This window comes from Haloarcula sp. CBA1122 (assembly GCF_009741785.1).
In the GTDB taxonomy this organism is placed as follows: domain Archaea; phylum Halobacteriota; class Halobacteria; order Halobacteriales; family Haloarculaceae; genus Haloarcula; species Haloarcula hispanica.
This window is the reverse complement of record NZ_WPCB01000067.1, coordinates 1-13,590: the sequence shown is the minus strand read 5'-3', so window position 1 is coordinate 13,590 and position 13,590 is coordinate 1. Positions and strand designations below refer to the sequence as shown.

General features: G+C 65.1%; 15 protein-coding genes. 11 read left to right on the top strand and 4 right to left on the bottom strand.

Annotation, left to right across the window (positions count from 1 at the left end):
• From GJ630_RS17835 to GJ630_RS17820, 4 genes are all read left to right on the top strand, one after another.
• A partial coding sequence (locus GJ630_RS17835) for a dihydrolipoamide acetyltransferase family protein (protein ID WP_191450590.1) occupies positions 1–1,158 on the top strand: 1,158 nt, incomplete at its 5' end.
• A 145-nt stretch (positions 1,159–1,303) separates the two neighbouring features.
• Positions 1,304–1,612: a hypothetical protein gene (locus GJ630_RS17830; protein ID WP_050007658.1), complete on the top strand. Its 309-nt coding sequence runs from the start codon at positions 1,304–1,306 to the stop codon at positions 1,610–1,612.
• 39 nt (positions 1,613–1,651) lie between these two features.
• On the top strand, positions 1,652–3,070 hold the full coding sequence (lpdA, locus tag GJ630_RS17825) for a dihydrolipoyl dehydrogenase (protein WP_191450588.1): 1,419 nt from the start codon (positions 1,652–1,654) through the stop codon (positions 3,068–3,070).
• A gap of 140 nt (positions 3,071–3,210) precedes the next feature.
• On the top strand, positions 3,211–3,840 hold the full coding sequence (locus GJ630_RS17820) for a hypothetical protein (protein WP_129755887.1): 630 nt from the start codon (positions 3,211–3,213) through the stop codon (positions 3,838–3,840).
• A gap of 211 nt (positions 3,841–4,051) precedes the next feature.
• On the opposite strand, the gene GJ630_RS20220 is transcribed toward GJ630_RS17820, so the two are convergent.
• On the bottom strand, positions 4,052–4,237 hold the full coding sequence (locus GJ630_RS20220) for a DUF4234 domain-containing protein (RefSeq protein WP_252718857.1): 186 nt from the start codon (positions 4,235–4,237) through the stop codon (positions 4,052–4,054).
• 238 nt (positions 4,238–4,475) lie between these two features.
• Here GJ630_RS20220 and pheA point away from each other — a divergent pair, with 238 nt between their 5' ends.
• The 3 genes from pheA (at position 4,476) to GJ630_RS17800 (ending at position 6,215) form a co-directional block, all read left to right on the top strand.
• Complete coding sequence (gene pheA / locus GJ630_RS17810) at positions 4,476–5,291, top strand: prephenate dehydratase (protein ID WP_014039223.1); 816 nt, start codon at positions 4,476–4,478, stop codon at positions 5,289–5,291.
• A gap of 61 nt (positions 5,292–5,352) precedes the next feature.
• Complete coding sequence (locus GJ630_RS17805; protein ID WP_014039222.1) at positions 5,353–5,760, top strand: Hsp20/alpha crystallin family protein; 408 nt, start codon at positions 5,353–5,355, stop codon at positions 5,758–5,760.
• Between the two features lie 2 nt (positions 5,761–5,762).
• Positions 5,763–6,215, top strand: a complete 453-nt coding sequence (locus GJ630_RS17800) for a peroxiredoxin (RefSeq protein WP_014039221.1) — start codon at positions 5,763–5,765, stop codon at positions 6,213–6,215.
• A 29-nt stretch (positions 6,216–6,244) separates the two neighbouring features.
• Here the strand turns inward: GJ630_RS17800 and leuS are convergent, their stop codons facing one another.
• Complete coding sequence (gene leuS, locus GJ630_RS17795) at positions 6,245–8,932, bottom strand: leucine--tRNA ligase (RefSeq protein WP_191450586.1); 2,688 nt, start codon at positions 8,930–8,932, stop codon at positions 6,245–6,247.
• Between the two features lie 153 nt (positions 8,933–9,085).
• On the bottom strand, positions 9,086–10,477 hold the full coding sequence (locus GJ630_RS17790) for a HAMP domain-containing sensor histidine kinase (protein ID WP_050037397.1): 1,392 nt from the start codon (positions 10,475–10,477) through the stop codon (positions 9,086–9,088).
• Positions 10,478–10,675: 198 nt separating this feature from the next.
• Between GJ630_RS17790 and GJ630_RS17785 the strand changes: the two genes are divergently transcribed.
• From GJ630_RS17785 to GJ630_RS17780, 3 genes are read left to right on the top strand one after another with little or no spacing between them, the layout of a single operon-like run.
• Entirely contained in the window at positions 10,676–10,861 is a 186-nt protein-coding gene (locus tag GJ630_RS17785; RefSeq protein WP_008306899.1) for a hypothetical protein, read from the top strand.
• Complete coding sequence (locus GJ630_RS19700) at positions 10,861–11,028, top strand: hypothetical protein (protein ID WP_014039217.1); 168 nt, start codon at positions 10,861–10,863, stop codon at positions 11,026–11,028. Before GJ630_RS17785 ends, GJ630_RS19700 begins: the two co-directional genes overlap by 1 nt.
• A 46-nt stretch (positions 11,029–11,074) precedes the next feature.
• Positions 11,075–11,296, top strand: coding sequence for a hypothetical protein (locus tag GJ630_RS17780; protein WP_014039216.1), 222 nt, complete (start codon positions 11,075–11,077; stop codon positions 11,294–11,296).
• On the opposite strand, the gene GJ630_RS17775 is transcribed toward GJ630_RS17780, so the two are convergent.
• Entirely contained in the window at positions 11,297–12,292 is a 996-nt protein-coding gene (locus tag GJ630_RS17775) for an ornithine cyclodeaminase family protein (protein ID WP_191450584.1), read from the bottom strand.
• Between the two features lie 76 nt (positions 12,293–12,368).
• Here GJ630_RS17775 and GJ630_RS17770 point away from each other — a divergent pair, with 76 nt between their 5' ends.
• Complete coding sequence (locus GJ630_RS17770; protein WP_191450582.1) at positions 12,369–13,244, top strand: hypothetical protein; 876 nt, start codon at positions 12,369–12,371, stop codon at positions 13,242–13,244.
• Positions 13,245–13,590: the final 346 nt, after the last annotated feature.

Below are 13,590 nucleotides of genomic sequence, written 5' to 3'. Positions count from 1 at the left end.
GGGGACGTCGAGGCGGCCACGGCGTCAGCCGATGAGACGGCTGACAGTGACGACGGCCCCACGTCGGTCGTTTCGGAGGCGTCCGACGACGGGGACGGCCCGACCACAGCAGTTTCGCAGGTCGACGATGCGGACACAGACGACGGGAATGCTGTCAAGTCAGCCGTCAGAAGTGTCTCCGGTGACGGACAGGCGGCCGCCAATCGCGACCAGACGCTGGCGACGCCGGCAACCAGAAAGGCCGCCCGCGAACTCGACGTGAACATCGACGCCGTCCCGACCGACCAGACCCGGGACGGCCAGCCCTACGTCGACGAGTCGGCCGTTCGGACGTACGCGGAGGCACAACAGGCCGCGCAGGCGGCTGATGCCGAAGCCGTCAGCGCCGAAGGTGGTGCGGCGGGAACGGCAGCCGAGGCGGGCGGCGCTGGGGCCGAAACGACAGCCGTCGAGACAGGCGACGGCGAGCGCCGCGAACCGTACCGTGGCGTCCGTCGGTCCATCGGCGAACAGATGGCTCGGTCCCGGCGAGAGGTGCCCCACGCGACCCACCACGACCAGGTCGACGTGTCCGGCCTCGTCGAGGCACACGAGCGACTACAACCGCTCGCCGAGGAGCGCGACGTCACGCTGACGTACACGCCCTTCGTGGTGAAATGCGTCGCCGCGGCGCTGGACCAGCACCCGGTGCTCAACACGGCCCTGGACACCGAAAACGAGGAAATCGTCTACAGAGACGTCCACAACATCGGCGTGGCGGCAGCGACCGACCACGGGCTCGTCGTGCCGGTCGTCGACGACGTGGACGGGAAGGGCCTGGTCGAACTCGCAGACGAGATCAACGACCTCGTCGGGCGGGCCCGAGAGCGTGACATCGAGCGGTCGGAGATGCAGGGCGGGACGTTCACCGTCACGAACTTCGGGGCCATCGGCGGCGAGTACGCCAGCCCGATAATCAACGTCCCAGAGACGGCGATTCTCGGGATCGGGGCGCTGAAGGAGCGGCCGGTGGCCGAAGACGGCGAGGTCGTCGCAAAACCCACGCTCCCGCTCTCGCTAGCAATCGACCACCGCGTCATCGACGGGGCAGACGCCGCACGCTTCGTCAACACGCTCAAGGAGTACCTGGCGGACCCGACGCGACTCCTGTTAGAGTAGCCACTCGGGTTCGCAATCGAAACCGAAACGGGTCACTGGAACGACAGGGCTGGTGATGCCCTCCACGAGAGACACATGGATCTGGTACGGATTAGCCGCGCTGTTCGTCTTGCCGCCGGGGTGTATGGCCCTCTCCCGGCTGTCGATGGACCTGTTCATATCGTCAGGGTCGGCCGGTGAAGCGAGTCTCGGAACGTTCCTCGGCGCGTTTGCTCTGACCGTCCTCGCCAGTTGGGCGAGTGTGCTGTTCAGCCTGCTTCTCACGGTCGGCCTCTTTCTCGACAGTCGACAGCTCCGGCGGACCGACGGCGACTGGTCCCCGACACCGCTGTATGCGCTCGCCGGCATCGTCCACGGGGTGGGATCGACACTGCTCCCGGCGTTTGCGGTGTCGGTACCGGTCGTCGGCTATTATCTGTATCGCCGGCGCACGCGAGACACGACAGCGAGGTGAAGGGCGATAGCTTTTCACGGACCCGGACGAGGCACCGGTATGGTCGTCGGAGATGTCACTACGGGAACCGAACTGCTTGTTATCGGCGGCGGTCCGGGCGGCTACGTCGCCGCGATCCGGGGCGCGCAACTGGGACTGGACACGACGCTCGTCGAGCGGGACGCCTACGGCGGGACCTGCCTGAACCACGGCTGTATCCCCTCGAAAGCGCTCATCTCGGCCTCGGACGTCGCCCACGACGCCCGGCAGGCCGAATCGATGGGTGTGTTCGCGGACCCGGCCGTCGACATGGCCGGGATGACAGAGTGGAAAGACGGCGTCGTCACACGGCTGACACGGGGCGTCGAGTCGCTGTGTGAGAGCGCCGGCGTCAATCTGGTGGAGGGGACCGCCGAGTTCGTCGACGACGGGACGGTCCGGGTCGCCCACGGCGGCGATGGGCAAGGCTCGGAGTCGCTGTCGTTCGAACACGCCATCGTTGCGACAGGGAGCCGACCGATGGCGGTCCCCGGCTTCGAGTTCGACGGCGAGCACATCCTCTCTTCGAAGGACGCGCTCGCGCTCGAATCGGTCCCCGAGAAGCTGCTCGTCGTCGGCGCGGGCTACATCGGCATGGAGCTCTCGACGGTGTTCGCGAAACTGGGCGCGGAGGTCACGGTCGTCGAGATGCTCGGCGACGTGTTGCCCGGCTACGAGGACGACGTCGCGGCGGTCGTCCGCCACCGCGCCGAGGACCTGGGTATCGATTTCAACTTCGGCGAGGCGGCCGACGACTGGGACGAGACAGAGGAGGGCATTCGCGTCCAGACCGTCGACGAAGACGACGCGGTCACCGAGTATAACGCCGAGAAATGTCTTGTCGCGGTCGGGCGCGAACCGGTCACGGACACGCTCGCGCTGGAGAACATCGACCTCCAGACGGACGAGAACGGCGTCATCCCGACCGACGACCAGTGCCGGACGGCGTACGAGTCGGTGTTCGCAGTCGGCGACGTGGCCGGCGAGCCGATGCTTGCCCACAAGGCGATGGCCGAAGGCGAGGTCGCTGCGAGAGCCGCCGCCGGCGAACCCGCCGCGTTCGACCATCAGGCGATTCCCGCCGCAGTGTTCACCGACCCCGAAATCGCCACCGTCGGGATGACTGAGAGCGAGGCCGAGGCGGCGGGCTTCGACCCGGTCACTGGGCAGATGCCGGTACGGGCCAACGGCCGCGCGCTCACGGTCAACGAGAAGGAGGGCTTCGTTCGCGTCGTCGCTGATGCTGACGAGGAGTTCCTGCTCGGAGCACAGATCGTCGGCCCGGAAGCGTCGGAGCTTATCGCCGAACTCGGGCTGGGTATCGAGATGGGCGCGCGGCTTGAAGACATCGCCGGGACGATCCACACGCACCCGACGCTCTCCGAAGCGGTCCACGAGGCGGCCGCGGCGGCACGCGGCGAAGCCGTTCACACGCGCTGAGAACTGTGGGGCTGGTTCACGAAGGTCCAGTCAAACACAACTCTGTGGGTGTTTACTGACAGAGAGACAGAATCTTGCGCCGTGCAAAAGGGTTATATTGTGGATTGAGTAAACTGTCGGTGACTAGGAACCGGTAAGATATGTCTACTGACTCAGAGCCCGACGATACCATCGCCCAGGCGATCATTTCGGGGTCGACGTACGAGCGACTCCGTTATGAACGCCACTCGTATCTCAGACAGACCGTCCCGCGAACGCTCGCACTCCAGAGCGCCCTGCTTGGTGCGCTGGCACTGTTACTACCGATCTACGGTCTGTATCCGGACAGCACCGCGGCGTTTCTCCCGGCAGTTGACCCCGCCGTCGCCTCGCCGAAGGTGCTGTTGCTCGGGCTGTTCGGCGGGTTCTTGCAGTTGTTCGGTGCGACGTTGCTCGTCGGGTCAGTCCTCTACCGAGTCCGGCTTGCCCCGCTGACTGAGCGACAGGCGCACGCGGCGCTCAACGCCGAGGACTTCGCGCGCTACGTCGGCCTCGGGACCGGCGGACTGGCAATCGTGCTCTCGCTTTGCCTGTTCGCTGTGGGGCTTGGCGGCGGTGACGCAGTGTCCGCATACGTCGCGTTCACGGGTCGAAACCCGTTCGTCGACTCCGGGTTCGGCCTGTCGGTTGCAACGGTCTCGCTGCTCGCCTTCGTCGCCAGCGTGACGGTTTTTTACGCCTCGCGATACCTTCTCGTTCACCTCGCGCTGTTCCACCGTAGCAACAAGTGAGGAGTGCCACCGGAAGCGATACAGCAGTAGCGGGGTTTCGCGTCCGTGAAAAGTCGAGGACGCCGTCAGTTAGTCGCAACGTCGTTGATACCTGACTGTATCAAGAACCACGAAATGGGACCGAAGACGACGAACAGCAGGAACAGGACCACACCACTCTGGTCGGTGACGGCTTCCGCCGCGTTTGAGATCTGCCAGATCCCGATGATGTTTACGAGAGGAATGACTGCAAGATAGGAGTCAGGTTCTGGTCTGTCCCTGCATCGAGTTGCTTGGCGGTCTTGTACAGCCAGTACAGGCCATAGAGCGTTCCAGTCACGACAAACAGGACGACCTGCAGGCCGAGCGATCCGTCTTCGAACGCGGTTGCGTCAGTCACTTGTGGTGATGCTGACATACAGTCGCTATTCGCTCACGCTTGCTGAAAAAAGTACATTCCCGAACCCAGCAGTCTCGACCACTTCGAACAAAGCGTGGGCGTGATCCCCATCGACCGCACTGACGAGGACCTGGCACGGTTGTCCTGAACGGCGGCTGACGCCACCGAGACAGCGTCAGACGGATACCGCAACCGCCCCGGCACAGCGCTTGCCGATGACCACGGTTCTTTTGGTTCCCACCGCTGTACCCCGGGTATGACCACTGTTACCCTGGGTCCCGAGGGGACCTACTCCCACCGCGCCGCACAGGCAGTCACCGACGACGAGATATCCTTCTCCGAGTCGGTGACCGCCATCGTCGAAGCCGTCGCCAGCGGCGAGGCCGAGCGCGGCGTCGTCCCCGTCGAGAACAGTATCGAAGGCTCCGTCACCGAATCGCTCGACGCCTTCGCGGAGTACGACGTTGCCGTCGTCGAGGAGATTATCACGCCGATCCGCCACGCGCTGCTCGCACAGGACGAGTCGTTCTCGCTGGTGGCCAGCCACGCCCAGGCGCTGGCCCAGTGTCGCGGCTGGCTCGACGAGCACTACCCCGGCGTCAACGTCGAGGCCGTCGCGTCGACGGCCCGCGGCGTCGAACGCGCCCGCGGCGACCCGGACATCGCCGCTATCGGCCACCCCGAGAACGCGACCAACGGGACCGAACTGAAGGTGCTCGCCGAGGACATCCAGGACCGGTCCTCGAACGCCACCCGCTTCGTTGTCGTCGCCCCGAAGAGCGAGCGCAGCGAGGCCGGCGGCAAGACCTCCTTCATCGTCTACCCCGACGTCGACTACCCCGGCCTGCTGCTGGAACTGCTGGAGCCCTTCGCCGACCGCGACATCAACCTCACTCGCGTCGAATCTCGACCCAGCGGCGAGCGCCTGGGCGACTACGTCTTCCACATCGATATCTCGGCCGGCCTCTACGAGCAGCGCACGCAGGACGCCCTCGCCGACATCGAGGACATCGCCGAGAAGGGCTGGGTCCGCCGGCTGGGGTCGTACGACTCGCAGACGGTCGTCAACTGAGTCAGCGGGACACCGCCGGCCCCGTTCAAGCGTTAAGTCCCGGGCCCGTGTACCCCCGTGTATGTCTGACCGCGATCCGTTCAGCGAGATCGAGCGCGCGTTCGATATGCTGGGAGAGCAATTCGGCGTCGACATGGGCGCTATTCCAGTGGACGTCGTCGACGAGGGCGACGCTTTCGTCGTCCACGCGGACCTCCCCGGCTACGAGAGCGAGGACATCGATGTCCAGCTCGTCGAGGACCGCAAGCTCACCATCAGCGCCACGTCGAGCCAGGAGCGGGAATCGACTGACGGCCAGTATGTCCAGCGCGAGCGCCGCCAGCAGTCGATGAGTCGGTCCGTTCCCCTCCCCGAAGCCGTCGACGACGATGAGACCACCGCGAGCTACGACGACGGCGTCCTCACCGTTCGGCTGGCGAAGGTCGGACACAGCGAGGACGATAACGGGACGGATATCCCCGTAAACTGACGATGGTACTCGAACCCGGCACGGACGTGCCGACGATCAGGGCGACGAACCAGCACGGAAACCCGGTCCAGCCCAGCTTCGAGCAGCCGACAGTGCTGTACTTCTATCCGGCGGACGACACGCCGGGGTGTACGACGGAGGCGGAGCAGTTCGAGGAGCACGCAAACCGGTTCGAGGACGCCGGCGTTTCAGTGTACGGCGTCTCGACCGACGGCGTGGAGAGTCACCGTGACTTTGCGGAAAAGAACCACATCAGTTTCGATCTGCTAGCCGACCCCGAGGGACGGCTGTGTGAAGCGTTCGACGTGCCGCTGGTCGACGGGCGGTGCCAGCGGACGACGTACGTCATCGCGAAGGAACGCGTCGTCGCCGTCTACGAGCGGGTCGGCCCCGACGGCCACGCGGCGAGCGTCTTCGAGGACCTCATTGACACCGGCCTGGTCAGGGCCGAGTAGGGCTCAGAAAGCGATAGCACGCCGACGGGCTACTCGTCGATGTCGATGGCCGGGCGACCGGGACCGGCTTTGCCGACGAGGTCGGGGTCAGCTTCCGCTGGTCCCTGAACGATTACGTCGGCGCCGAACTCTCGTTCGACGAGCCACGCGGCACGTTCGAGCGCCGCCTGTTCGCGCTCGGGTGGCAGTTGCTCGTCCAGCGACTGCGCGCGGCCGGCCAGTTCCTTGGCGAAGTCCGCGGCCGCCTCGCCCTGCTCGCGCAGGTCCTCGTCCTGCATGACGGTGCCGACGACGTTGCCGTCGGCGTTCCGAGCGAGGTCCAGCACGCGGTGCTTCCACTGGGGCGCGACCGCGAGCGTGATGGTCTGTGGGTCCTCGATGCCGACCGTGTCGACGATATCGCGGATGTCCTCGCGGGTGTTCTCGACCAGCCGGCGCTCCATCTCGTAGTCTTCGGGGGCTTCAGCGGCCGGCCACTCGGCCTCCGCGATGAGGTCGTCGTGGCCCAGTTCGGCCCACATCTCCTCGGCGGCGTGGGGCGCGACCGGGGCGAGCAGTTTCGCCGCCGTCGCCAGCCCGCGCTCGAAGGTGTCGGCGTCGGGGGTGGTCGCTTCCTGATAGCGGCGCAGCAGCGACACCAGTTCCCGCACGGCCTGGAGCGCGTGGTTGAAGCGGAAGTCCTCGAACTCGACCGTCGCGTTCGCCGCGGTGGCGTCGATTTCGCGGGCGACGTAGTCCGCGATGTCGTCACCGTTCGCCAAGTCTGTGGCTGTCTCCGCCTCGCCGTTGGCGTATTCCGAAACCAGCGTGTACACGTTCTGGAGGAAGCTATGAGCAGATTGGACACCCTCAGGACTCCAGGCGAACTCCTTCTCTGGCTGGGCGGCCTCCATGATGAACAGCCGGGCCGTGTCCGCGCCGTACTCCTCGATGATGCGCTGGGGTGAGACGCCGTTATCCAGGCTCTTCGACATCTTGTTGCCGTCCTCGCCCAGCACCATCCCCTGGTTCGTGAGGTTGGTGAAGGGTTCGCGGACGCCGTCGACCATGTCGAGGTCGTCCAGCACCTTCGTGAAGAAGCGGGCGTACAGCAGGTGCATCACGGCGTGTTCGATACCGCCGACGTACTGGTCGACCGGCATCCAGTCGCTGGCCCGCTCGGCGTCGAAGGGGGCATCCGCCATCTCCGGCGAAGTGTATCGCAGGAAGTACCACGAGGAGTCGACGAAGGTGTCCATCGTGTCCGTCTCCCGCACCGCGTCGGCCCCGCAGTCGGGGCAGTCGACGTGTTTCCATTCCTCGGCGGCGTCGAGCGGATTTCCGGTGGTGTGGACGAACTCCGGTAGTTCGACGGGGAGGTCCTCGTCGGGGACTTCGACGTACCCACAGTCCTCGCAGTGGATCATCGGAATCGGGGTGCCCCAGTAGCGCTGGCGGGAGATGCCCCAGTCCCGGAGGTTGTACTCCGTTCTGTGTTCGCCGTCGAACTCCTCGACGAAGCGGTCGCGGGCCTCGGCGCTCGCCAGCCCGTCGAACTCGCCGCTGTTGACCAACAGGCCGTCTTCGGGATACGCTGCCTCTTGCACGTCGATGTCCTCGGGGTCGGCGTCGGCGTCCTCGGTGGGTTCGACGACCTGTACGATGTCGATGTCGTGGGCCTCGGCGAACTCGTGGTCGCGCTCGTCGTGGGCCGGCACGGCGTACAGCGCGCCAGTCCCCACGTCGGTCAGCACGTAGTCGGCGACGTAGACAGGAATCTCCTCGCCAGTAGCGGGATTGGTCGCGTACTCGCCGGTAAACACGCCGGAGGTCACGTCGAGTTCGTCCTCGTCGGCCTGTTCGGCCGTTTCGATGTACTCCGCGACTTCATCGTTGCCCTCGGCGATTTCCTGTGCGACAGGGTGGCCCGGAGCCAGCGAGAAGAACGTCGCCCCGTGGATGGTGTCCAGACGGGTCGTGAAGATGTCGACCTCGCCGTAGTCGCCAACCTCGAAGGCGACGCTCGCCCCCTCTTGCTTGCCGATCCAGTTACGCTGCATCTCCCGGACGTTGTTCGGCCAGCCCTCGAGGTCGTCTAAGTCCTCGAGCAGTTCCTCGGCGTAGTCGGTGATGGTGAAGAACCACTGGTCCATCTCGCGGGCCTCGATGGGCGTGTCACAGCGCCAGCACAGTTCTTCCTCGCCCTCGACCTGCTCGTCGGCGAGGACAGTCTCACAGGAGGGACACCAGTTCAGTTCGGCGGCCTGACGCTCGACCAGCCCTTCCTCGCGGAACTGTTTGAACAGCCACTGGTTCCACTGGTAGTAGTCGGGTTCACAGGTCGCGAGTTCGCGGTCCCAGTCGTAGCCAAAGCCCATCTCAGTGAGCTGGTCGCGCATCGAGTCGATGCACTGCATCGTCCAGTCCCGCGGGTTGGTGTCGCGTTCCTCGGCGGCGTTCTCAGCCGGGAGGCCGAAGGAGTCCCACCCCATCGGGTGGAGGACGCTCTCGCCGCGCATCCGCTCGAAGCGGGCGTAGGCGTCCGTGATAGTGTAGTTCCGGACGTGGCCCATGTGGAGGCTCCCGGAGGTGTAGGGGAACATCGCCAGGACGTACTCCGGGTCGCTCTCGTCGTCGTCGATCCGGAACACGTCGGCCTCGTCCCACGTGCGCTGCCACCTGGGTTCGATCTCCGTGTGATCGAACCCCCGCTCGCGTTCCTCACCGGTCGTGGTCATGATATCGGAACATCCGGCAGCGACCGTGCTATACCTTTCCCTTCGGGAGGCTATCAGGGGCCGCCGCACGAGCCCACAAGCCGAATGGATGTGAATCCGGGGGACCGGCGTACCACAGAGCGGTAACGTCGCCACAGGTCGACCAGCCGCCCGCTATGCCTGACAGTCGACGTTGCCGATGTCGAATCGAGCGCCGCCCGACTCGCTCTCGGACATGGAGATCGTCCAGCCGTGGTCCGCGGCGACCCGGCGAGCGACGTAGAGTCCGAATCCGGTGTTCTCCGGGACAGCGGTGTGGCCCGCGTCGAACACGCGCTCCGGCGGTTCGACATCGATGCCCGGGCCGTCGTCGGCGACGAAGAAGCCGTCGGCCGTCGTACCGACGGTGACGGTAACCGACGGGCCAGCGTGTTCGAGCGCGTTCTGGAACAGTATCTGGAGCAACAGCCCGGCGGACTCCTGATCGGCGACAATGCGGGTGTCCCCGTCGAAAGTCAGGCACGCCTCACTGCCGGCGAGGGTGTCCCACACCTCCCGACTGAGACGGGAGAGCCAGACGTGTTTTCGCTTCGGGACCTGTTCGATCTCGTCGCGCTGGCTCGAGCCATTCGGATCGCTCGTGGAGAGTTCGACCACGGTATCGATAATCGTCGAGATCTGGGAGAGCGACTCCTCGATGTCGGCGGTCGAATCGTCACAGTCAGCCAGTTCTTCGAGTCGCCCGTAGGCGATCTGGAGTTCGTTTCGAAGCTCGTGAGACGCCACGAGTGCGACTTTCACCATCCGTTCGTGCTGGCGGCGAAACGCGTGCTCGCGGAGCTTTCGCTCCGTGATATCCTGAGTGTGTCCGACGATTCCCCGAACGTTCCCAGCGGAATCGTACCACGGCATCTTGCGGGTGCGGACGTACGACGCGTCGAGATCGAGGAACTCCTCCACTTCGATCCGGTCCGTGTCGCCCTCGATGACGTCCATCTCATCACGCAGGGCCGCTCTCGCGTGTTCATCGGCCAGTTCCGGGACCTCGACGTCGGTGAGGCCAAGCCGGTCGGTCGGCTCGTTGAACCCCCGACCCATCAGGACGTGTCGTGCCTGCTCGTCTTTCGCGTACAGGTGGTCCGGCAACTCGTTGAACAGGGAGAGCAACAGCGTCTCCATCGGGGACGGCGGGCGTCCGGCAACAGTCGGTGGCTCAGCGTCGAGACTGTCCCGGAGGGCCTCGGCGACGGTGTCTTCGAGACGTGTCGACGCCTCGACAGCCGTCACGTCGAGGGTATCCGGGACCGCCGCCGGGTCCTCGCCAGCGACGATCACCGGCAGGTCGGGAAACAGCTTCCTGACGCCGTACGCGATATCGGTTCCGGACTGGCCGTCGACTGTTTCGGGTAGAACGAGAGCGTGGAACACCGAATGGGTGAGCGTGTCAAAGAGGTCTGTGAGGTCCGACAGGTACGTGATCGAAGCCGGCGTCTCAGCGAGAGCGGATTCGAGAGTCCCAGTATCCAGCCTGTCGGCTGCGACGACGAGCACAGATTTGCTACCCATGGTGCGTTCCCAGTGAGCAAACTATTGCGTGTGGTGGACTGTCACTGTTTCGGGTGTTTCGAAGGCCAGACGCCGCTCAGGACTGCCAGTGCAGCGATGTCGCCCGGACTGTCGAGCCGATAGCGTCGCCGGTACTCCGGCCGAGAGAGCGGCGCCCCACACAAGATTTTTGCCGGTCTCGGCTGGTGTCGGGAGTGTATGGTACACTGCCCTGACTGCCAGACCTCGCTGGAAACGGCCGACGACATTGAGTTCGTCGAAGTAGACGCCAAGACCGGCTTCATTAAAGCCTCCAAGCGCTTTTACACCGCCAACTGCGCGGCCTGTGGCGTCACTATCGGTAGCGGCGTCGCCGGCGCAAAGTCCAACGGAGGTGCGGCCTGATGGTCCACTGTCCGGAATGCGACGCGGAGATGGCCGACCAGGACGATGTAGAGTTCCTCGACATGGATTCGACGACCGGCTTCTTCACCGCCTCCAAACGCTTCTACCTCGTGGCCTGTGGCGAGTGCGGGGCCGCAATCGGTAGCGGCGTTGCCGGCGCAATGTAGTTACACCGGGGCCTAGGCTTATACACGTTTCAGTGCAAGAGAAAGTATGTCTGAATCACCTGACGACGACACGAAGGACAGCGGACGACTGCCGGCACCGCTCCGGTCGGTCACGCCGGGGACGCGTAGCCGTCCCAACGAGGGGATGGACGTGATCGGTTGGGGGATGCTCGCCGGCCTGTTCGTCCTGCTGATGCCGCTCCTTCCGTTTATCATCATCGTCTGGGGCATCTCGAAAGTGACCGAGATGCTCACGCCCTCGTCGTAATCAGGACGTGTCGGTGTCGACGAGCGAGAACGGCGTCCCGTCGCCGTCATCGCTTGCGTTCTGATAAACGACGTGGGCGGCCGCGACATCCTGAATGGCCAGCCCCGTCGAGTCAAAGAGCGTGATGCCGTCGTCGTCGGTCCGCCCCGAGAGGGTGCCCGCGACGATGTCGCCGAGCTCCCCGTGGAGGTCGGTATCAGTCAGAACGCCCTCGCCCCACGGGACGTTGATCTCGCCGGAGTGGGTGCACTGTTCGTAGTTGTCGATGACGAGTTTCGCGTCCAGCAGCGTGCGTTCGTCGTGTTCTTGCTTGCCGGCGGCGTCGGCACCAATGGCGTTGATATGCGTGCGCTCGCCGAGCCACTCCCGGTCGACGATAGGCGACTCGACGGGCGTAATCGTCGACAGCACATCACAGCCAGCGGCGTCCTCAATGCTGCCCGCACGCACGTCGAACCGGTCGGTGAACGTGTCGACAAACGCCTGCTGTTTGTCCGTGTCCCGGTCGGCGACGACCACCGTCTCGATGTCCCGGACTGACGAAATAGCGTCCAGTTGCGTGTACGCCTGCGTGCCGGCCCCGACCAGACCAAGGGAGTCCGCGTCGGCGACAGCGAGGTAGTCGGTGGCGACGGCGGCCGCCGCCCCGGTCCGCAGGCGCGTCAGGACTGTACCGTCCATCACGGCCAGTGGGAACGCCGTCTCGGGGTCCGAGTAGATGAGCGTCCCGAGGACGGTCGGCAAGTCGTGGTCGCGGGGGTTGTCCAGATGGACGTTGACCCACTTGACCGCGGCGGCGTCCCACGTTTCAGCGTTGACGTAGGCCGGCATCGACCGGAAGTCGCCGTTGTACTGCGGCAGGTCGATGTAGGACTTGGCCGGCATGATGGTGTTCTCCCTGGCATCGGCGGCGAAGGCCGCGGCAACCGCGTCGATGACTGCCGGCATCGTCGCGTGGTCCTCAACCGCGTCCGCGCCGAGAAGCAGCGTCTGCATACAGTATGTTGACACTCAACGATATTCAGCCCTCCGCCGTCACAGGGGTTATATCGTCACACGACCAGTCACGGGTATGCGTCGCGGGGCGGCGATTGCTGTGGTCTGTCTCTGTCTGCTGAGCGCCGGGTGTGCCGGTCTGTTCGGCGACGACGCGGCCGCCAGAGAGACGGTGACACCGGCTCCAGTCCCGACCGCGGACGCACCGACGAGTCCGGCGCAACGCGCCCCGGGCGTCGTCGGCGACCGCGTCGTCAACGCCACCGCGCTCGGCCGCGCCCACGTCGCCCAGCTCTCGAACACCTCCTATCGCGTCCACCACACCAGGACCGTCATGAACGGCAGCGGCCTGCACAGCCGCGTCCGGACCCGTGCCAGCGTCAGCGCGGGCTACGAGTCGTACACGGCCACCCGAACGATATCCGGGGAGAGTGTGACAGCGCGTGAGATCCATAGCACCTGGCGGGACGGCCGTGCGCTCAGGCGGACGACCGTCAACGGGTCGACATCGGCGGACGTGGTCGCGGACAGCCGTGGTATCGGTGGCCCGCCACGCCCCCCTCGGGCCGCACTGTTCTTCGAACCCACGTTCAACGGGCGCCTCATAGCGCTGCTTTCCGCCACTAACATCACATCCATCCGCCCCGGCGACGAGGTCATCAAGCAACTGTACGGCGTTCCGTTGTATCGAATCAAAGGAACCGGGTCGGCCGACGACAGCGCGATTGCCACCCGCCCCGTCGACCGCGTGACCAACGTCTCCCTCTCGGCAACTGTGACGCCCAACGGCGTCGTCCGGAGCTACGCCCTCCAGTACACGGTCATCAATGGGACGGATACTCACCGAGTGACCGAGATTCTCCGCTACAGCGACCTCGGGACGACAGATGTGGTGTTCGAAGACCGACAACGGACCGAACGCCATCGAAACCGAACAGCGCGTCCCGAATGACGCGAGCAACGGCTGGACGCCGTCGAATCAGTCACAAAACGGAGAGAGGCCCCCACCCGCTGTCACCAGTCCGTCCCACCAAACGGACCGGGACAGTCGATACTTCGCAGAGACGTACCTAACTGTTTCTCCGGTTTCACGTCTCGATATACACGCTGGGATGACTCGGCGCGTTACAGAACCGCAAAAAAACCGAACCGCAAACGGCGATTCGCTCGTTCGGAGACTTCGCTCCGCTCAGAACCTCGCTGTTCGCGGCTTTCACCGCTCACTATTCGAGGGCCCCTCACTTCGTTCGGCCCCTCGCTTACATCATGCCGCCCATACCGCCGCCCATGCCGCCCAT

What these genes read in the sequence shown, in the direction of transcription:
- GJ630_RS17780 (WP_014039216.1), top strand. Translation starts at nt 11,075, where the DNA reads ATGTCTGAATCACCTGACGACGACACGAAGGACAGCGGACGACTGCCG.
- GJ630_RS19700 (WP_014039217.1), top strand. Translation starts at nt 10,861, where the DNA reads ATGGTCCACTGTCCGGAATGCGACGCGGAGATGGCCGACCAGGACGAT.
- GJ630_RS17805 (WP_014039222.1), top strand. Translation starts at nt 5,353, where the DNA reads ATGTCTGACCGCGATCCGTTCAGCGAGATCGAGCGCGCGTTCGATATG.
- leuS (WP_191450586.1), bottom strand. Translation starts at nt 8,932, where the DNA reads ATGACCACGACCGGTGAGGAACGCGAGCGGGGGTTCGATCACACGGAG.
- GJ630_RS20220 (WP_252718857.1), bottom strand. Translation starts at nt 4,237, where the DNA reads ATGTCAGCATCACCACAAGTGACTGACGCAACCGCGTTCGAAGACGGA.
- GJ630_RS17830 (WP_050007658.1), top strand. Translation starts at nt 1,304, where the DNA reads ATGGACCTGTTCATATCGTCAGGGTCGGCCGGTGAAGCGAGTCTCGGA.
- GJ630_RS17820 (WP_129755887.1), top strand. Translation starts at nt 3,211, where the DNA reads ATGTCTACTGACTCAGAGCCCGACGATACCATCGCCCAGGCGATCATT.
- GJ630_RS17775 (WP_191450584.1), bottom strand. Translation starts at nt 12,292, where the DNA reads ATGCAGACGCTGCTTCTCGGCGCGGACGCGGTTGAGGACCACGCGACG.
- GJ630_RS17800 (WP_014039221.1), top strand. Translation starts at nt 5,763, where the DNA reads ATGGTACTCGAACCCGGCACGGACGTGCCGACGATCAGGGCGACGAAC.
- GJ630_RS17770 (WP_191450582.1), top strand. Translation starts at nt 12,369, where the DNA reads ATGCGTCGCGGGGCGGCGATTGCTGTGGTCTGTCTCTGTCTGCTGAGC.
- GJ630_RS17785 (WP_008306899.1), top strand. Translation starts at nt 10,676, where the DNA reads ATGGTACACTGCCCTGACTGCCAGACCTCGCTGGAAACGGCCGACGAC.
- lpdA (WP_191450588.1), top strand. Translation starts at nt 1,652, where the DNA reads ATGGTCGTCGGAGATGTCACTACGGGAACCGAACTGCTTGTTATCGGC.
- GJ630_RS17790 (WP_050037397.1), bottom strand. Translation starts at nt 10,477, where the DNA reads ATGGGTAGCAAATCTGTGCTCGTCGTCGCAGCCGACAGGCTGGATACT.
- pheA (WP_014039223.1), top strand. Translation starts at nt 4,476, where the DNA reads ATGACCACTGTTACCCTGGGTCCCGAGGGGACCTACTCCCACCGCGCC.